The 19,160-nt window shown below is 56.1% G+C and carries 14 protein-coding genes and 1 tRNA gene; 7 read left to right on the top strand and 8 right to left on the bottom strand.

The annotated features are described in order from the left end of the window. The first annotated feature begins 147 nt into the window (after window positions 1–147). Both dnaA and QQX03_RS00010 read left to right on the top strand, forming a co-directional pair. Window positions 148–1,611, top strand: a complete 1,464-nt coding sequence (dnaA, locus tag QQX03_RS00005) for a chromosomal replication initiator protein DnaA (RefSeq protein ID WP_285975848.1) — start codon at window positions 148–150, stop codon at window positions 1,609–1,611. Window positions 1,612–1,708: 97 nt separating this feature from the next. Next, window positions 1,709–2,506 carry a HesA/MoeB/ThiF family protein gene (locus QQX03_RS00010; protein WP_285975849.1) on the top strand — a complete coding sequence of 266 codons (798 nt, stop codon included), beginning with the start codon at window positions 1,709–1,711 and terminating at the stop codon, window positions 2,504–2,506. A gap of 60 nt (window positions 2,507–2,566) precedes the next feature. Here the strand turns inward: QQX03_RS00010 and QQX03_RS00015 are convergent, their stop codons facing one another. The 3 genes from QQX03_RS00015 to QQX03_RS00025 form a co-directional block, all read right to left on the bottom strand. Further along, window positions 2,567–3,661, bottom strand: coding sequence for a CaiB/BaiF CoA transferase family protein (locus QQX03_RS00015; RefSeq protein WP_285975850.1), 1,095 nt, complete (start codon window positions 3,659–3,661; stop codon window positions 2,567–2,569). A gap of 371 nt (window positions 3,662–4,032) precedes the next feature. Beyond that, on the bottom strand, window positions 4,033–4,965 hold the full coding sequence (locus QQX03_RS00020) for an MBL fold metallo-hydrolase (RefSeq protein ID WP_432762828.1): 933 nt from the start codon (window positions 4,963–4,965) through the stop codon (window positions 4,033–4,035). Between the two features lie 36 nt (window positions 4,966–5,001). Continuing rightward, the gene (locus QQX03_RS00025) at window positions 5,002–8,391 is read right to left on the bottom strand and encodes an autotransporter domain-containing protein (protein ID WP_285975851.1); all 3,390 of its coding nucleotides are present in this window, start codon (window positions 8,389–8,391) and stop codon (window positions 5,002–5,004) included. 508 nt (window positions 8,392–8,899) lie between these two features. On the opposite strand from QQX03_RS00025, the gene QQX03_RS00030 reads away from it, so the two are divergent. Continuing rightward, entirely contained in the window at window positions 8,900–10,384 is a 1,485-nt protein-coding gene (locus tag QQX03_RS00030) for an FG-GAP-like repeat-containing protein (protein ID WP_285975852.1), read from the top strand. A 656-nt stretch (window positions 10,385–11,040) separates the two neighbouring features. Here QQX03_RS00030 and QQX03_RS00040 read toward each other — a convergent pair. Together QQX03_RS00040 and QQX03_RS00045 are read right to left on the bottom strand one after the other, a co-directional pair. After that, window positions 11,041–11,748 (bottom strand): IS6 family transposase, encoded by a 708-nt coding sequence (locus QQX03_RS00040; protein WP_285975854.1) that lies wholly within the window; start codon window positions 11,746–11,748, stop codon window positions 11,041–11,043. Between the two features lie 67 nt (window positions 11,749–11,815). Beyond that, window positions 11,816–12,688: a LysR family transcriptional regulator gene (locus QQX03_RS00045; protein ID WP_285975855.1), complete on the bottom strand. Its 873-nt coding sequence runs from the start codon at window positions 12,686–12,688 to the stop codon at window positions 11,816–11,818. Window positions 12,689–12,786: 98 nt separating this feature from the next. On the opposite strand from QQX03_RS00045, the gene QQX03_RS00050 reads away from it, so the two are divergent. Then, window positions 12,787–13,734, top strand: coding sequence for a sterol desaturase family protein (locus QQX03_RS00050; protein ID WP_285975856.1), 948 nt, complete (start codon window positions 12,787–12,789; stop codon window positions 13,732–13,734). A 387-nt stretch (window positions 13,735–14,121) separates the two neighbouring features. Here the strand turns inward: QQX03_RS00050 and QQX03_RS00055 are convergent, their stop codons facing one another. Continuing rightward, a complete protein-coding gene (locus tag QQX03_RS00055; protein WP_285975857.1) occupies window positions 14,122–14,583 on the bottom strand; it encodes a nuclear transport factor 2 family protein in 462 nt (153 codons plus the stop codon). Window positions 14,584–14,840: 257 nt separating this feature from the next. On the opposite strand from QQX03_RS00055, the gene QQX03_RS00060 reads away from it, so the two are divergent. Next, complete coding sequence (locus tag QQX03_RS00060) at window positions 14,841–15,212, top strand: hypothetical protein (protein WP_285975858.1); 372 nt, start codon at window positions 14,841–14,843, stop codon at window positions 15,210–15,212. A gap of 196 nt (window positions 15,213–15,408) precedes the next feature. Here the strand turns inward: QQX03_RS00060 and QQX03_RS00065 are convergent. Further along, a tRNA-Ser gene (locus QQX03_RS00065) sits at window positions 15,409–15,499 on the bottom strand. A 160-nt stretch (window positions 15,500–15,659) separates the two neighbouring features. Between QQX03_RS00065 and QQX03_RS00070 the strand changes: the two genes are divergently transcribed. Together QQX03_RS00070 and QQX03_RS00075 are read left to right on the top strand one after the other, a co-directional pair. After that, window positions 15,660–16,661, top strand: coding sequence for a peptidylprolyl isomerase (locus QQX03_RS00070; protein ID WP_285975859.1), 1,002 nt, complete (start codon window positions 15,660–15,662; stop codon window positions 16,659–16,661). After that, on the top strand, window positions 16,654–16,971 hold the full coding sequence (locus QQX03_RS00075) for a DUF1905 domain-containing protein (protein WP_285975860.1): 318 nt from the start codon (window positions 16,654–16,656) through the stop codon (window positions 16,969–16,971). Before QQX03_RS00070 ends, QQX03_RS00075 begins: the two co-directional genes overlap by 8 nt. Here the strand turns inward: QQX03_RS00075 and QQX03_RS00080 are convergent. Then, complete coding sequence (locus tag QQX03_RS00080; RefSeq protein WP_285977023.1) at window positions 16,968–19,058, bottom strand: RelA/SpoT family protein; 2,091 nt, start codon at window positions 19,056–19,058, stop codon at window positions 16,968–16,970. The genes QQX03_RS00075 and QQX03_RS00080 overlap by 4 nt on opposite strands. Window positions 19,059–19,160 lie beyond the last annotated feature (102 nt).

Genomic DNA, 19,160 nt, shown 5'->3' on the forward strand with positions numbered 1-19,160 from the left:
GCGGGACATCTCGGACATTTACATTTTTGGGCACTTGGGCAAGGCGCAGAGGAAGTGACTCTGCCCAATTGCGAAGCTTGTCCAAGTTTGGGGCACGAATGCAACCTCGGATCGCTTCCGGGGGTTAAAAGGGTATTAGGTTGGGGAATGGCGCAAAATAATAACAATGGCAGTTCAACAAAGCGCAAGATCGATGAAGACTTGATGGAAGATGCGGAAGCGGTGAATTTGGCTGCAGACTGGGCTGACATCAGCCAAGGTCTGCGCAAGGATTTGGGCCACCAACTGCACAGTCAATGGATCAAACCGATCCAGCTGGGCAGTGTATGCAAGGAATCGGGCACACTCGATCTTTTCCTCCCGACCGAATTCAGCGCCAACTGGGTCAACGATCGTTTTCATGAACGTTTGCAGCTGGCCTGGAAGATTGTGCGCAGCGAAGTTCGCAAGGTACGCATCTCTGTCCACCCGGGCCGTCGCCAACTGCCCGGGCTTATGCTCAACAATGGCCGTCGTCTCGCAAATGATGCAGACACCAGTGCCATCGCAGTTGCAGCCGGCACCATTGGCGAGGCTGGCTTTACCAGTTCCGTAGGCCTTGACCCATCACTGACCTTTGCCGCCTTTGTGACCGGCGAAACCAACATTCTGGGCAAGAATGCCGCAGAGCGCATGGCCGCAACCGAACAGCCACAATTTTCGCCGCTTTATCTCAAGGGTGCGACCGGCCAGGGCAAAACACACCTGCTGCACGCAATCGGCCACGCCTATCTTCAGGCGCATCCGCGTGCGCGCATTTTTTACTGCAGCGCAGAACGATTCATGGTCGAATTCGTGCAAGCACTCAAAGCCAACCAGATGATCGAATTCAAGGCGCGCCTGCGCAGTTTTGATCTTCTGTTGGTGGACGACATTCAGTTCATCATCGGTAAGGCCAGCGCTCAGGAAGAGCTGCTCTACACGATCGATGCACTACTTGCCGAGGGCAAGCGTTTGGTGTTCGCCGCTGACCGCGCGCCGCAGGCGCTAGACGGGGTTGAGCCGCGTCTCTTGAGCCGCCTGTCGATGGGTTTGGTAGCAGATATCCAGCCCGCCGATATCGAACTGCGTCGCAAGATCCTCGTCTCCAAACTGTCGCGTTTCGCGCCGCTGAACGTGCCGGATGATGTGGTCGATTTTCTCGCTCGCACGATTACGCGCAATGTGCGCGAGCTGGTGGGCGGCCTCAACAAGTTGATCGCTTATGCGCAGCTGACGGGACAGGAAGTCTCGCTCAATCTGGCGGAAGAACAGCTGACCGATATCCTGTCGGCCAATCGCCGCCGGATCACGATCGATGAAATCCAGCGCACGGTTTGTCAGTTCTATCGGATCGACCGCAGCGAGATGTCATCCAAGCGACGCGCGCGTGCCGTGGTTCGCCCGCGTCAGGTGGCGATGTATCTTTCGAAAGTTCTCACGCCGCGCAGCTATCCTGAAATCGGCCGCAAGTTTGGCGGTCGCGATCACTCGACGGTTATCCACGCGGTGCGCCTGATCGAAGATCTGCGCAAGCGCGATGCGGATATGGACGGCGACGTACGCAGCCTTTTGCGCCAGCTAGAGAGTTAATTCGCACACAATTTCAACATAAAATGCCCAGACTGATCGACAGCTCTATGCACAGGGCAGTCGACAGGCTGTGCACAGGCTGTAAACAGCTTGTCCCATGACTTCTGCACCGCTTTCTCCTCAGCGTTTGGACCGCTTCGCGCGGCATATCGTGTTGCCGGAAATCGGCGGCGCTGGGCAGGTCGCACTGACGCAGAAACATGTTGTGATTGTTGGCCTTGGCGGCATTGGCTCCCCTGCCCTGCAATATCTGGCTGCAGCTGGTATCGGGCACTTCACCCTGATCGACGATGACGTGGTCGATACCAGCAATCTGCAGCGCCAGACGATCTTCACCAGCCGCGATGTCGGCTATGGCAAAGCCACCAGCGCGCGCCGCTGGCTCGCCAACTTTGACGAGACCTTGCAGGTAGAGATCAGCGACACCCGGATTGGTTCGGACAACGCTGGAGCTCTGATTGGCAGCGCCGATCTGGTGTTGGACGGGACTGACAATTTCGCCACGCGGCTTGCTGTGTCCGACGCGTGCGTTTCAACGACGGTTCCGCTCCTCAGCGCAGCAGTGGGTCGCTTTCAGGGTCAAGTCGGTGCCTTTGCGGGCCACTTGCCTGGCCAGCCCTGCTATCGCTGTTTCGTAGGTGACGCATTCGACGCTGAAGACTGCGACACCTGCGCTGAAGACGGTATGCTGGGCGCAATGGCCGGTTGGGCCGGAACTTTCGGCGCGATGCAGGGTGTGCGCGCGCTGCTCCAAGGGGTCAGCGCCTTTGGCGATCCGCAATTCGGCAAACTGCACATTCTGGACGGGATGAAGCCCGGCATGCGCACTCTGACTATCGCTAAGGATTCAGCATGCAAGGGATGCGGCGCAATAACGGCTGACCCATCACAGTAAATGCCCGCATGGGTTCAACCCGGAAGGCTCGATCGGAAGCGTAGCGCGAAATAGCTCGCTTCAGCTCTCGCCCAATCCCGGGACCTTTCCCGGTATCCAGTCCTCGCCTGCGAATCGGACGGAAGGCGCAACGTGATGTCCACCGCCTGCTGCTTGGATCCAGAGCGCCCTCTCAGCGATATGCGGCTCGTCCAGAGCTTCGCGGAAATCCAGTACCGGTGCGAACGCTACATCCTTGTCTGCGAACCAGGCAACCCATTCGTCCCGGGTCTTAGTAGCGAATGTTTCGCGCAAAAAGGCGATCAGTTCATCTTGTTCGCCGGCCGGTGCTTCTGCCACCGGCAACAAATCTTCCCGATCAAGCGCAGTCAAAAGATTGCGCGCAAATTTGATCTCTCTACCTCCCAGCACGACATGCATGCCATCACTAGTCTTGTAGACCTGATAGAAACCCGCACCACCAAGCGAACGCTGCCGCCGGCTGACAGGGCTCGTACCGCCTGCAATAGCGCTCCCAGCTGTGTGAACGCACCACGGCAGCAAGCTATCGAACATAGCGCAATCAATATAGGCGCCCTCGCCGGTCCGATCACGTCCTAGCAGCGCCATCAGCACAGCCGACAATGCGGTGAGACCAGCCGCGAGATCAGCGCTGGCTGCGCCAGGAACCACCGGTGTGCCATCAGGACCGTCATTGACAGCCAGAAAACCTGCACGCGCCTGAACTGCCATGTCATGAGCGGGGTGATGCGCCAACGGACCCTGCTGCCCAAACGCCGAAATCGAACAATAGACGATGTCAGGCTTTAGCGCTTTGACGCTCTCATAATCAAAGCCCAGCCGATGCATTACCCCTGGTCGAAAACCTTCAACAAATACGTCAGCGCTTCTGATAAGCTCGCGCAGAGCGGATTGACCAGCCTGACCCTTCAAATCGAGAGCCACGCTTCTCTTTCCTCGGTTGAGGTTTGCGAACCAGACCGATTGCTCCGTATCGTCATAAGTATCGAATGGCTCCTGCAAACGCGCAGGATCCCCGCACGGCGGCTCGACCTTGATAACGTCCGCACCTTGATCCGCCATCATGACCGTCATCATCGGTCCTGGCAGGAACTGCGTCAGATCGATAACTGTAATGCCGGAAAGCTTACCCATAGCGGCATGTCCTTGTTTTCTTTGCCAGCCGTTAGAGCACAGCCAATTCTCGTCATACGGCTATTAGCCGGATTCTTTACAGAAAAGTATCGCAATACGCCTGCGAATCTACAAGTTCCAGACAGGGACTCGTCCTAATGCTGCCAAGTTCTGGGCCAAAAACAAGCACAAGGTTTGTCGACTTACTGTTAGCGAAACCTACCTGCCAATCGCAGGTTAGGGCATAGGCAAGAGTCTGAGGGATCAGCATGATGGTGACGATCACGGCCGCCATCAGATCGTTAGTCAAAACTGAACGATTATCGGTCCGCGCCCATTCTAGGATCGGGAGATAACGGGCTAGCATACTTTCAGTCTTCGCTTACTGCGCGTTAGACAGCGTTGACTGGGATCTTGATGTAACTGACACCGTTGTCCTCGGGCTCAGGGAGGCGCCCACCCCGCATATTCACCTGGACAGAGGGGATAATGAGGTTAGGCATCGCGAGGGTCGCGTCTCGGATCGTCCGCATTGCGACAAACTCGTCTTCGCTGACACCGTCTTTTACATGGACGTTTTCCCGGCGCTGCTGACCAACGGTCGTTTCCCATGCAAATTCGTCACGCCCCGGAGCCTTATAGTCATGACAAAGAAACAGCCGGGTTTCGTCAGGCAATGACAGCAACCGTCGAATAGACTGGAATAGTTGACGGGCATCCCCCCCCGGAAAATCCGCCCTCGCCGTGCCGAAGTCTGGCATAAAAATGGTGTCGCCAACAAAAGCGGCATCGCCAATTATAAAAGCCATGTCGGCGGGCGTGTGACCGGGAACATGAAGCGCAATTCCCTCTATCTTCCCTATGCAGAACGTATCGCCACCGCTGAACAGTTGGTCAAACTGTGAGCCGTCGCGCTCGAAGTCCGTACCAGCATTGAACAGCTTGCCGAACACTTCCTGGACGCGGACGATTTCTGCACCGATCGCTAGCTTACCCCCCAGCTTCTCCTGCAAATAGGGCGCGGCCGAGATATGATCGGCATGCACATGCGTCTCGATCAGCCACGTCACTTTAAGACTATTCGAATTCACGTATTCGATTATGCGATCTGCCGAGGCACAAGACGTCCGACCAGCTGCGGCTTCATAGTCGAGGACCGAATCGATGATGGCGGCCTCCAGCGTATCCGGGTCGTGGACTACATAACTTACAGTAAATGTTCCCTCATCGAAGAAGCCCGCGATCGAAGGGCGAAGCGTCTTCTCAGATCGCGCGTGGTTGATCTGAGCAGCTGCTGCCTGAAGGGTCACATCTGCGCTAGACACGTTTTACTCCTTTATTTTCGTAAAGCATCCGGAAGATCAGAACCGGTAGGTGGCTGAAGCGCGGAAAACGCGGGCCTCGGCACTGTCGCGGCCTATGCTGGTTTCGAAGCCAAGGCCCATCTGGAAGGGGCCGTTACCGACATTGGCCGACATGCCCATTTCTACCCAAGTGTGATCCGCAGTGTCGAGCACGAAATTGGCGTTGGGACCAATGCCCGACGCGAAGTTTGCCGCCAGCAGTTGCGGGCCGTCCTGAAATTCCCACACCAGTTGGGTTTTGGCGTTGATCTGCACCATTTTCGAATGCTTTGAATAGTCGAAGCCGAAGCGCGCCTGAGCGCTGGTGAAGCTGTCACGCTCGATTGCCAGAGCGGTGATGCCGCCGTCCTCTCGCACTTCGCCCAGATCGACGCTGGCATAGCGCCCTTCGATGCCCGGAGAGATCGTGCCGATCCCGGTTTCGAGATCATGGGACAAGCCTAACATTCCAGAGACCAGCAGATCGTCGGTGGACGAGGTCAGGGTCTGCGAGGTGCCGAGTAACTGCACCGTGCGAGTGGTGTCGAAGCCCATGCTGCCCATGCTGAACTGCCCGTCGACCACCGGACCATCGGTGAACTTGTGGCGCACATAGAGCGAGAAGGCGTAGGTTTCGCTGTCGACCTGCTGGCCAAGGGGGGTGTCGGCATCTAGCGAATTGAAGTACCCGGCGAGACCAAGCATGGTTTCTTCACGCGGGTAGAATTCGACTCCACCCGACACGAACAGGCCTTCGATTTGGGTTTCCTGCGCGAAGCCGGGGAGCGAATCGACATCGCCGCGCACGAAACCGCCGGACAGGAAGATCGCGACATCTTCGGGCAGCGTAGCATCGCTCATCTCCGTCTCTTCGGCACCGCTTTGAAACGCCATCGCGTCCATGCCGATCGGCTGACCGAAGGAAGAAAGCCCGGCCTGCACCACGTTGAGCGGCGTGCCGGTGACCGCAATCTTGCCGCCGGCCCTGCTGCGATCTGCCTCGCGCATGCGCGCATCATTGAAGTTCTGCAGCAGGTTGAGGGTCTGCCCCGCGATCGAGCGAACCGCCTGTTCGTTCACCGGTGCAAGCGAGGTAAAGGTGCTGCGGATGGTCTCCACGCTGGCAAAGTCGAGCCCGTAGAGGCCCGCCAGGACGCTGTTAGGCCGGTTCTGGTCGAACAACTGGGCATAGGCCTCCTGCACCGGATCATTCAGATCGATGACCGAAGCGTAGCTTGCGGCTTCAATTTCCATCAGTACGGCGTTTTCCTGATAGATGAACGACTGGCTGAGTATTGCCGACAGGCTGGTTTCGGTGAAAGCACCCGTCACTCCGCCATCGGCGGTGAGGATGGTGTACTGCAGGCCATTGCCGTTGACCTGCTGGGTTAGCCCGGTAGTACCTAGGCCGACGACCCCACCGGTATTGGCGATGCCGGTCACCGCGATGAGGTCCGACGCGCCGCTGCCGGTGATATCGGCAAGGAAAGTGCTGCCCGATGACATCACTACATTACCGTCGATCGTCAACGTCCCGGTGGTTCCCATCGTGCCAGGCGAGAAAATGCCGGTTATGCTGGTCAGGAACGGCGCGGTCACCGTTCCCGTGCCGCCGAGCATGCCCGCTAACAACGTGTAGTCGCCGACCGAGGTCAGCGCGCCATTGACCGTGGTAATCCCGCCGAACTGGTTGATGTCGATCAGCGAAGTAAGATCGCCATCGGCGCCAATCGTCAGGCCCGCATTGCCGCGGATCGTCAGTTTGTCGATCGTCACCGAGCTGGAAAGCGTGGTAGTCCCGTTCTGATCGAGGGTCACGTCGAAATAGCGTGGCAGGACATTAACGTCCGGATCCGCGCTTACGACCGGATCGATATTGTTCGGCACGAAGCCGGTCGCACCTGGCAGGCCGCTGGAAAGCGTCGGCGCGGGCAGGGTGGCGACGCCGTTCTGCGCCTGCTCCTGCGAGGTTTCGAGCAACGCCGATGAGGAACTGCCCGCAGCGCTTAGGATCGAAAGATCGAAGCTAGCCGGCATAGCAATATTCTCGCCCCCATCGAGCATTTTCAGGTCAAGCTCGGCCGGGTTGTTATGCAAATCCGCCTTAAGAGCGCCTTCTCCTCCGGTGCTGACAGTCGGAGGGGCAAAGGTGCTTTCGGCAATTCCGGTGGCGACGTCGGTGCAAAAGTCGCCCGGGCTTTCGAACTCGACGCAAACCGCGCCGAAATCGAATTCGGTGCCATTCAAGCCCAGTTCCGGCGTGGTTGGCAGCCCATTCACTATCTGGCCATCGGCGTTGATCACACGGTACATCGGGTCGAGGAGCGTTTCCCAGTGGTCCGGGTCTTCCCAGTTGCCGTCACCGGCTCTCGCCCCGACATAGCGGTAGGGGTTGGTTTCGACGATATACTGCCAGTAGAGCGATAACGGCTGGTAGAAGCTAGTGGTGCCGATCGAGCTGAACGGCACGTTGAAAACGCGCGATCCGCCCGATAGGACGCCGATGATCAGATCTTCATTGGTGATCGCGTTATTTGCCGCGTCAAGTATCAGCGGGCCACCCGAATCCCCGCCGGCAGTAGTGCCCTCATTGGGCAGCGCATCGTCGCGTAAAATGTTGATGTCTTGTACGAAATCGCGTTCCTGGGAATCGAAGTCGAGCTGATAAAGGTTCTGGGGGAAAAACGGTGCCGCCGGGCCAAACAGCACCGCGTCACGATCGTCGAGCGACATGAAACCACCGAGCATGTTTTCGGCTGCACGGCGGCGGAAATCGATCCCCTCGACCGCGCCCTCAATGGCATTGCCGGTGCCGCCATAGCCGGCGATGTTAACGTGATAGCCGGTGCCGGTGACCGCATCGATGGCTTCCGGAGCGGGCAGGGTGCTGAACAGGATCGCCCATATCGGAATGCCCGCTGTCGGAGTGTCGAGGCTGGCCAACGCGATATCGGCCTCAATGAAGCCCCGTGCCCCTAGGTTCTGCAGCGAGCGCTCATCGTAGAAGATGCGGTTGATGTTGAAGACCTTGAGCAACGGATTACTCTGGCTGGTGCCGAACCAGTTAAGGAGACCTGGGAAGGCATCGACGTTGAAACCGACCGCGGCACGGACGTTCTCGCCGTCGTAATCGGTATCAGGAATACCATTAACACAGTGCGCGGCAAACAGCACGGTGCGCGGGTTGATCAGCGTGCCGGTGCAGATGCCGACGCTTCCGGTCCCGACGCGGTTAGTGACGATCATGCCGACACCGTCAAACACACCTTCGTCATCGACGATCTCTTCGGAATCGGTCCTTTCGCCGGGGACGACGGCATGGGCCGGGGTAGCTGCTGCGGCAATTGCCAGCGCCATAATGGCCGACCCAGTAAGCAGGCTGCGACGGCGGTTTAGGGAAATCTTCATCGCAACCCTTTGCTCCGCTTTGATCGCAAGGATGCGATCGGATGACGTTCCATATAATATCTATAGCATACCGCTCCGAGCAGGCAGGGCAATTAATAAAAGCCTCAATCTATCCGATGCTTGCTTACCTTGGTGCTGTCAGTCTAACTTTAATCCGTCTCCACTAGGCAGAGCTTGTCCTTCGCGCTTATTGGTTCATGCAAGGCGATTCAGCTGCTCGACCAAAGCAGCTGAGCGTCGGGTCTTGTGGGCTCCTCTCTCGAAGAGATGACGTTCGGCGTCGAAGTGATTATCGAAATTAGCGTTAACATCGGCACAATCCGGAGATCGATTGCCATAATATGACCAGCTTCGTCGCCAAGGATCAGCTGAGAACCAGTTCCTCATACCCATTGGCGGAGGCAGCACTATCAATTGCGATAGATGGAGGTCGGGTATAAGCTGAAAGCCGTCCCTTCGTATCAGATCCGAGGGCCATTAGAATGGATGCCATGGCAAAGGACATTAGATGACAGCTCTCCAGACGGCATATCCAGCGATCCTACTAATGTCCGCCATCCTCGCCGGTTGCGGCGGAGGCTCTGGGACGTCGAGCAATTCTGGCAACCCAACGTCATCACCAACCCCCTCGCCCACTCCTTCGCCTTTCGTTGAACTAAGGTTCGATTATGAGGCCCACCGCTTTGCCACAAGCGATAGGGTCCCAGAGTACACTTACGCAGGCGTCACCTACCCCGCAGCTGTAGCAGACATCTTCCCGCAAGGAAGTCTGTCAGCAGACTTTCAAAAGGATGGCTACCCAGAGTTAGTCATTCCCCTCAACAAAGCATATGGAACTCCGGCTTACGCAGCGCTGCCTTATGTTCTCCTGTCAAACTCCAACGGACGCCTGAGCTATAGCGCGCCGCTCAACGCTCAATTGCCTTCTGTTTTCGGAGCACGCAGATCGGCAATCCTATCAGTCGCCGGACAACCTTCAGCTTTCTTCGTCGCCCACAATGTTTCAGGCGTTTACAACGAGCCGGAAGCTCACGGAACAGCCGTGCTGTTGGGGCAGAGAGATAACGTGATTGGCCGCATCTCAACTGCCATCCCGCGTATCACGACTAATCCAGACCGCCCTGATGACGCCACAGATGCCCACTCAATGGCGACAGGCGACATCAATGGGGATGGCCTAGACGATATCGCGATCGGAAACTGGAACCCTTTTGGTGGTTTTGCTCCGCTGTTCCTTATCCAGCAGGAGGGTGGGAATTTCAGGGTCTCGAGCGACACATTTCTGGAACGCCTACTTCAACTCCCGATGGTGAATTCTGGGTCGACCGGCAATGAGGGATTTAACCTCCTGCTCGATCTCCACTTGGCGGACGTTAACGCAGACGGCTTTTCTGACCTTATCGCTGGTTTTGGGCATGGATCAGCCTACAGCCTGCTGTTCATGAACAACAATGGCACATTCGATTTTGCCCAGCAGGTTCGCTTGCCACCCACCGTCTACGGGGTGGATGCGAACATGCATTTGGAAACGAGAAGCGTTGATCTGGACAACGATGGCGACCTTGATTTGGTGCTCCTCCACTCAAGGATCTCACCCTACTACGCGGGGACCTACCTACAGGTCTTGAGGAATGATGCGGGGCAATTCGCCGATGTGACGCCTAGCGCTATGGTCCAAGAGGATAGATATGTCCGCGCTAACCGCCTCGAATGGACATCTGACCTCTTCCTTCGCGATATCGATCGAGACGGTAAGGTCGATATCATTCACGGGCTGTACGATGGGCAACTTGCTGTATTCTTCAACCAAGGTTCGATGAAGTTTGGTAAGCTGACCGCGTCGCTACCAAACAACGAGAACGGTCGCCTCCTTGCGGTGGATGATTTTGATAAGGACGGTGGTTACGAGCTCGCCTATTATCAATACGGAGGTTCGGCATCGGAAAAGGCATATTTCGTCAATGTCTATAATGTCGCCTTTTCAAAGCCATGACATCGCTTAGAACGCTGCGATATGGCTCTCATGGTTGTCAATCAAAGCAACCAGCAGTCAGGCAAATTGACCTTTGATCCTTCCTTTTATTCTAGCAGCGCAAGTGGCGATCGTACCAGCAGGTGAGGAGTTCATTTGCACGCCCATACGGGTTTGGGATGGTGACGGCCCGATATGGTGCGAGGAAGGCCCTCGTATACGGCTTGCCGGCATCGCAGCGCGCGAGATGGATGGTACATGCCGTACGAACCAACCTTGCCCTGATGCAGGCGCAATAGAAGCCCGTGACGCCCTTGTGGCCCTCGTCGGCCAATCTATCGGTCGCAGCCCTGAGGGTCACGTTCTCGTGAAAGGTCCCGCCATGCGCTGCAGATCAGATGGTGATGGCGTTGGAAGTCGCACGGCAGCGTGGTGCATTTCTCCGCGGGGTGGAGACCTCTCCTGCTCCATGGTTGCAGGCGGATGGGCGTTGCGTTGGGAGCGGTTCTGGAAAGATCACCGCTGCGACTAGGGGGGTGCGTGGTGTAAAGACACCGGGCTCAATTCTGCGGTGCCATCCGCTTTGTGTAGCGGTTTGGGTATTATAAATTCTGGTGCTGTCAGTCTAACGCTAACTCGTCTCCACTCGGCAGAAGTGCCCCTGCCCACAGCGCCACTTAGGCTACAAGGTTTTGCCACTCAGCCAAGGCGGTTGAGCGGGCGGCTTTGTAAGTCTGACGATCTACGAGATGGCGTTCGGAGTTGAAGTGATTGTGGAAGTTGGCATGAACTGAAGCGAACTTCTGTAACGACTTCATTTGTCGAAATCGCAGCATTGCTCGTTCTCGTCGTCGAAACGGCAGGTGTGAGTTTTCGGCTCTGTTGTTAAGCCAACGTCCCATCTCGCGGTGATCTTCAATACCAAGGTCACGCATCGCTGCGGGGTACGATCTCAGGCCATCCGTAACGATCACCTCCGCCTTGCCGTGGTGCTTGAGCGCCTTCTTCAAGAAGCGCAATGCAGCAGCCTTGTCTCGCTTCTTGGTAACGTAGCTTTCGAGGACCTCACCTTCGTGATCGACGGCGCGCCACAGGTAATGGCGCTCTCCGTTGATCTTTACGAAGACCTCATCAAAGTGCCAGCGCCAGTGACGGAAACCACGCATCCGGCTCACTCGTTGCCTTCGGATGTCAGCTGCGAACAACGGCCCAAAGCGGTTCCACCAGAAGCGCACGGTTTCGTGACAGATGTCGATACCGCGTTCGAACAGCAGGTCTTCCACGTTCCGCAAGCTCAACGGGAAGCGGACGTACATCATCACGACCAGGCGGATGACCTCAGGTGATGAGTTGAAATAGCGGAAGGAGTTATCGACCTTGCTCATCCAAACCGGCTAACATCGTCCCGCCCGCTCAGCCAGTTTGCTTTGACAATGCCGGATCAACGCAGCGCTACAAGCACTCCACGAAATGCTCAACCGTCTGCTCGCGACTGGCGTCGTAAAGGACCGCTGCACCAATGGTGAAACGGAAGCCGCCAGGATGGGGTTGGCCTTCAATCGTGCCCTCAGCGATCGCATTGCGCGCTGCGGTTTCGGGAAGGGTAGTGAGAATGTCGGATTGCTTGGCAAGTTCGATGCACGCAGCCTGGCTCAGCAATCGGTAGTGCGGGGCGCCGTGATCAAGCAGTAGTTGACGGAGATCTTCGGGCAATGAGTGTTCGAAGAGCTGGTCGAAGCCGGCGATTGCCCACTGGTATCGCAGGACGTCCCCTAGGTCGGAGCGGCACTGGCCTACCGGGTGGCCCTTGCGGTAGATCATCCAATAGGGCTCATCGATGACTTCAGTCACACGCATGCGCTGCTTGTGCGGTAGGCCGGAAAGGCTTGCCTGATGGTAGATCAGCAGGTGGATGCGGCGCTGAATTAGCTCTTCGGCTGCGAGATGCGGCGGCATGGTCGACACATTGATACGGGTCTTAGGAAAGGTGCGCGCGAACTTGATGATCGCCGGGTGGATCATGCCCTCAATCACGCCTGGCCCGCTCACGATATTGAGTTCATGCCCTCCCGATGTCGTCGTTTCGCGAACATTGGCAGCAAAAGCCAGCAACTCCAACGCTTGGGGATACAGCTTCTTACCTGCTTCGGTCGCGACGACAGTGCGCGTCGTACGATGGAACAACTGCGTGGCCCAGTCCGCCTCAAGCGTCTTAATACTTTTTGTTATGGCCGAATGGGTCAGTCCCAGCTCTTCGGCTGCCGCTGAGAAACTGAGGTGGCGGTAGACAGCCTCGAAGTGGCGCATGAAGCGAAGATCGTACATATGTTCGAAATTGTATCAAATATTGTAAAACTATTCAATTTTTTTCAGGTAAAAGTTTGGATAGCTTTTAACGCCATAAAGTCCGGGAGGTAACTGCCATGACACTCGAAGCCATCGTCCAGTCGAACATCGGGCTGATCGTAGTGCCTCTCTACCTCGGCAGCATCGTTTTTGAATCGCTGTTCAACCACTTCCACCATGAGAACCGAAGCGGTGACTGGAAGGACAATTTGGTCTCGATCGGGATGGGCTTGGTCAGCGCGGTGACCAATGGCGCGACCGCCTTCCTTACCGTGGTGGTGCTGTTCTGGGCGGTGAATTACCAGCTGTTTTCGATACCGCTTTCGATCGCCTCGCTGATCGCCTGTTTCATCCTCGACGACCTGCGGTTTTACCTGCATCACCGAGTTGTACACCGCGTGCGCTGGGGCTGGGCGATGCACGTCACCCACCATTCGAGCAAGCAGTTCAATTTCTCAGTGGCGTTGCGGCAAGGCTGGACCAAGCATTTCACAGGCACGATGATGTTCAAGGTGCCGCTGGTACTGCTCGGTTTTGATCCGGTGGTCGTGCTGTTCTGCGGCGTGCTTAATGCGACCTACCAGTTCTTCCTGCACACAGAGTTAGTGGACAAGCTGCCACGCTGGATTGAATTCGTCTTCAATACGCCCTCCCATCACCGGGTGCACCATGGCCGCAATCCGCAATATCTTGATGCCAATTACGCCGGTACGCTAATCATCTGGGATCGTATGTTTGGCACTTTCACGCCCGAAAAGGAAAAGGTCGATTTTGGTCTCGTGAAGAACCTTGAAACACTCAATCCGTTCGTGATCATTTTCCATGAATACTGGGCGATCGTGAAAGATCAGATGCAGCGCGGTCTCAGCCTATGGCAGCGACTGTGTTATCTTTTTGCCCCTCCAGGCTGGAGCCATGACGGATCGCGCATGTCTTCGGAACAGATCAAGGCAAAGCATTCTTCAGAGCAAGCGGAATCGACGGGAACGAAACCGAGATACTCGCCTCAGACGCCTCCTACGTAGACTCTAACTACGCGCCTTTTAGGGAAAGGTTTTAGTAACAAGCCCTGTTCGGGAAACCTTATATTTTATTTACATATATAAATGGCGGTGGAGCCAGTCGAGCGCCAACTCTTCTTCGCACGCTGCCTAAAATTCGATTGCTCCTTGGCGCGCTAACATTTTATACGCCAGAGCATGCCCAGCAATATGAACTGGGAGTTGAACTTTGCCTGACTGGACGCATTGCTCTTCGATCATTTTCTTGTGACCAGCAAGAATGACCCGAGGCTCGCCGGGTTTTTCGACGCGTGATAGGTTTTCCGCGCATTCCAGATCCCGAAGTACCGATAGAAAGGCACCGTCGGATAAAGATGGTTGTCTAAATCGCTTTCAAAAAAATCTACTGGTCTATTGCGGTTCGTCTGTCGTGGCCGACTGCATCATAAAGCCACCATCGTCATAGATCTGAAACTTCACGTATTTCCCGTCTTCAATTGTGGCAACATGAATCGAATCACTCTCTGCCCCTCCGGCAAAAATCTTGGTAGTGATAAAAACAGTATTCCCACTCGATTTGTAGTCTACGTCCGTGACTCGAAAATCAGGCCATAACTGCAGGATTGGAGCGAAGACATTATCCATCACTTCCTGCGGGCCGTAATAAGTCCCCGCATAGGGAAGGCTTTTCGGAGCAATCCACTCCACATCGCTTGATTGCGTTTCAGCCCATGCCTCCATGTCTCCCTGCTGGAATGCGGCATATCCAGCTCGCGCAGCTTCTATAATCTCGGCATCATCAGTAGTCTGCTGACATGCAGTGATGCTTAATGTGACTAAGCCAAGCGCGACGACTTTCAGTTTCTTAAGCATTATTATCACCTGACTAACTGAATTTCTTGAAGGACTTACCATCGTAATCGCAATTTACCCGTCAGTAGATGTAGCAAGCTATGGATTGGATAGCTATGATTATTTTGAGTTTTTTAACCTCAACATTGTCTTTTTCAGGATCACGGAACCCTAGCAACGGCTGCTACCAGCCTCCTCCCTCCCAAGATAGAGAACTAGCCGTCTGGAGTGATCTCATTTAAGAGGGATCGGATCAACCATAGGCTAGAGAGGTCGCTATGTCTTCAACTCAAATTAACGTTTTCTACGAGCTTCAAGTGGCAGACGGAAAATCAGAAGAATTGCGGGACATTGCAAAGCAGATGGTGGACCGTAACCAGAAGGAAGAGCCGCAGACTCTCGTATACAACATTTACCTTAGCGAAGATGAAAAGCTGCTGACCTACTGGGAAACCCACGCCGATAGCAAAGCGATGCTTTTTCATGCCGATCGCTTTGCGACTGGAGAATTCATCTCTGAGGTGGTGAGCCGAACAAAGGGAGCTCGCCTATGTTTATACGGAGATGCTTCACCAGAACTGCGTCAATGGGCAACGGATAATGGATTCGAGGTTGAGTATTCGGATTACCTAGCTGGCTTCGTTCGATAGAAAGAGTTTCAAGACCGAGACGAGGGGAGAGTTGGAGAGGGCCCATAGCCACCAGAGGACAGGCCCTAAATGGGTGGGGGTCTTGATGTGCGAAGTAGATGGTAGTTGTTCGGCTCGCTACCCACGCTTCTTTTAGGGAACGGTTTTGGTAACACTCCCTCGCCGGTGCCTTTTACCGTTTATTTACAGATACAAATGGCGGAGACGGTGGGATTCGAACCCACGATACGGGGTTACCGTATACACACTTTCCAGGCGTGCGCCTTCGACCACTCGGCCACGTCTCCGCGTTCCCATTTGCGCTACCACTTGGTTACTTGAGTGCGAGGGTCGCCTTGCGGTGACCTCGGGCTCAAGTACCGCAAAGCGCGGCAGGCCCAACAAGAAGCGCGCGCTCTAGCTTTGAAACGATTGCTTCGCAAGGCGCGAGATGGCAGGTCTGAAAACATGAAGAAAATCATGAATTGCCCGGTGGCCGCATTTATCGCCACGTTCACCCTTTCCGCGATTGTTCTTGCAGAGGAGGAGCCGAAGGAGGCTCTGTCGCCCAATCAGATCGTCGAAGAAGCTTCGGTGGAGGAGTGGGTGGCCATCCCGACAGAAGATCTGCTGGTCATGCGACTAGCGCCCGATGCCGAGGGCAATCCGCGCGAAGTCATTATCCAGCTGATGCCCGCACCATTCAGCCAGGGCTGGGTGCACAATATCAAGCTGCTTGCCCGGGAGGGGTGGTACGATGGGATCAGCGTCAACCGTGTGCAGGACAATTACGTCGTGCAATGGGGCGATCCCAATTACGACAATCCAGAAAGCGACGGAGAGAAAAAAACACTGCCCGATGGGCTGAAGGTGATGGGGGAGGATGAGTATACCAACGATGAACCACTCAAAAACCTGTTAACTACAACTTTAACGATCGACCAAGAGTGGTGGCATAAAGACTCATACGGCAAATCTTCCGGACACTTCAGAGGTTGGCAGCTCGGGTATTCGGACACGCAATGGTGGCCCGTCCATTGCTACGGCATGGTCGGCGTGGGGCGTAACCTATCGCCGGACACCGGCAGCGGCGCAGAACTCTACACCGTGATCGGCCATGCTCCGCGGCACCTTGATCGCAATATCGCACTGGTCGGCCGGGTGATCGAAGGGATAGAGTATCTGTCCAGCCTGCCCCGCGGCAAGGGTGAGCTGGGCTTCTATGCTGAGGACGAGTTCGACAAGCGCACCCCGATCCTGTCGATCGATGTGGCGGCGGATCTTCTCGAATCTGAAACCGCACCCGCAGGACTGACGTACGACTACGAATACCTCTCCACCGAGAGCGAGACCTTCGCCAAATATGCCGAAGCACGTGCCAACCGCCGCGATCCGTTCTTCATTTTACCGGCAGGCGGCGCGGATATCTGCAACATCCCGGTTCCTGTTCGCTCAGCGCCCAATGGCTGAAACGATGAAAGTGAACGCGTCCCTGAAATGCTGGCGCGGCGAAAAGGCAGTCTATCATCTCGTCTCGATCACGGGCGATCAGGCGGAGCACATTGCTGGGCACGCTTTGATGCAACGGCTGGAGTACGGCACACGGCGCGGGTTCGGCTCTGTTAAAGTCATGGCGCGGATCGGTGATACGGTTTGGAAGAGCTCGGTTTTTCCGCAAGAGAAGTCCACCGAGTGGATTTTGCTGGTCAGCAAGAAAGTGATGCGCGCTGAAGACCTGGCCGAGGGCGATGCGATCGAGCTGAAATTGGAGCTGCTCTAGATCCGCTCCGCCTGCGCGACCGAATCGCTCGCGCGCAAAGCACTGAGAATACGCGTCAAATGCGCCAGATCCTGCACCTCGCTGTCGATCTCATACGTGGTGAACGGGTGGTCGGTCTCAACCTGCTCCAGCATTTTCACATTCACGTGGTTCTGCGCAAATATGCCCGCCATCTCCGCCAGCGTGCCCGGCCTGTCATACAGCGTTACGCGCAAGCGGCCCACGGCGCCTTGCGAGCGCGACCCCCAGGATAGGTCGAGCCAGTTGGAATCCTCGCCGTTCGCCAATTCAAAGCAGCCAATGGCGTGCACTTCCACCGCTTCGCCTTTCTTGCGCAAGCCCACGATCCTGTCCCCCGGCACAGGGTGGCAGCAATCGGCCAATTGGAACCCCACACCAGGCGTAAGGCCGCGAATGGAGATCGCGTGCTCGCGGCGGGTCCAGTCGTCATCTTCGTCGATATCCGCCGTGCATCCGGGAACCAGCGCTTCCATCACTTCGCGATCGGACAGCTTGGCCGCGCCGATGGCGAACATCATGTCCTCCTCATCCATCAGTTCGAGCCGCTCGACCGCCAGTTTTCGCGCCTTCTTGCCGATACGCGCGGGCACTTTCGTTGCGATCTCGTCGAACAGTTTCGCGCCAATCTCTGCGATCTCGGCGCGCTCTTTCAGTCGCAAGGCGCGGCGAATGGCGGCGCGTGCCTTGCCGGTGACGACAAAGCCCAGCCAGGACAATTGCGGCTCGGCTTCCTTGCCTTTGATGATCTCAACCACGTCGCCGTTTTGCAGCTGTGTGCGCAGCGGCATATGGCGGCCGTTGATCTTTGCGCCAACCGCTTGCGCACCCAGATCGGTATGCACGGCAAAGGCGAAATCGATTGGCGAGGCACCCTTGGGTAGCTGGAACAGCCCGCCCTTGGGTGTGAAGGCAAAGATGCGGTCCTGATAGATCGCCATGCGCGTATGCTCGAGCAGCTCGTCCGCATCGTGGCTCGCATCGACGATTTCGATCAGGTCGCGCAGCCAGCTCACCTGTCCGTCGGCCTTGTCGTGTTGCTTGTATGCCCAATGCGCGGCCAGCCCGAACTCGTTGCGGCTGTGCATCTCGCGCGTGCGGATCTGCACCTCTACGCGCATCGAGTTTTCATACATCAACGAGCTGTGCAGCGACATGTAGCTGTTTGATTTGGGCGTCGAGATGTAATCCTTGAACTTGCCGGGCAGAAATTGCCACGTGGTGTGCAGCGCACCCAAAGCGGCGTAGCAATCGGCTTCATTGTTGCAGATGACACGGAAGGCCATGATATCTGTGACCTGTTCGAACGACACATGCCGCTCGGCCATCTTTTTCCAGATCGAATAGGGATGCTTTTCCCGGCCCGATATTTCGACAGCAAGCCCGGCTTCGGCCAGCCTTTGCTTGATCTTGAGCGCAATCGCATCGACCTGTCCGCCATCCTTGCTGCGCAATTCTGCAAGCTTGTCTGTGATGGTCTTGTAAGCTTCAGGCTCGAGCTGCTCGAAGGCAAGCAGCTGCATCTCGCGCATATATTCATACATGCCCACACGCTCTGCCAACGGGGCGTAGATATCCATCGTCTCACGCGCGATCCGTTGGCGTTTTTCAGAGCTTTTGATGAAATGCAGCGTGCGCATGTTGTGCAATCGGTCTGCCAGCTTGACGAGCAGGACGCGGATGTCCTCTGACATGGCGAGCAGGAACTTGCGTAGGTTTTCTGCCGCAAGCTCATTCTCCGGCATCTGCTCGATCTTGGACAGCTTGGTCACACCATCGACTAGCCGCGCTACGTCAGTCCCGAAATTGGCTTCGATGTCATCAATTGTGGCGAGCGTGTCTTCAACTGTGTCATGCAGCAGCGCGGTGATGATGGTCTGCTGATCAAGTTTCAGGTCAGTCATCAAGCCAGCGACTTCGACCGGATGGCTGAAATAGGGATCACCGCTGGCGCGCTTTTGGCTGCCATGCTTCTGCACGGTGTAGACATACGCGCGGTTGAGCGCCGCTTCATCGGCGTCAGGGTCATAATCCAGGACCCGTTCAACAAGTTCGTACTGGCGTAGCATTGCGCCCATAGATGTGCGGTGCAGCGCGACTTATTGCAATGCAAAATATCGCTGGCGCTAAAACGAAAACTCAATCTGGACTTTTACAGTCATGAAGATAAT

Origin of the sequence: Altererythrobacter rubellus (assembly GCF_030284385.1) — a bacterium.
Lineage (GTDB): Bacteria > Pseudomonadota > Alphaproteobacteria > Sphingomonadales > Sphingomonadaceae > Erythrobacter > Erythrobacter rubellus.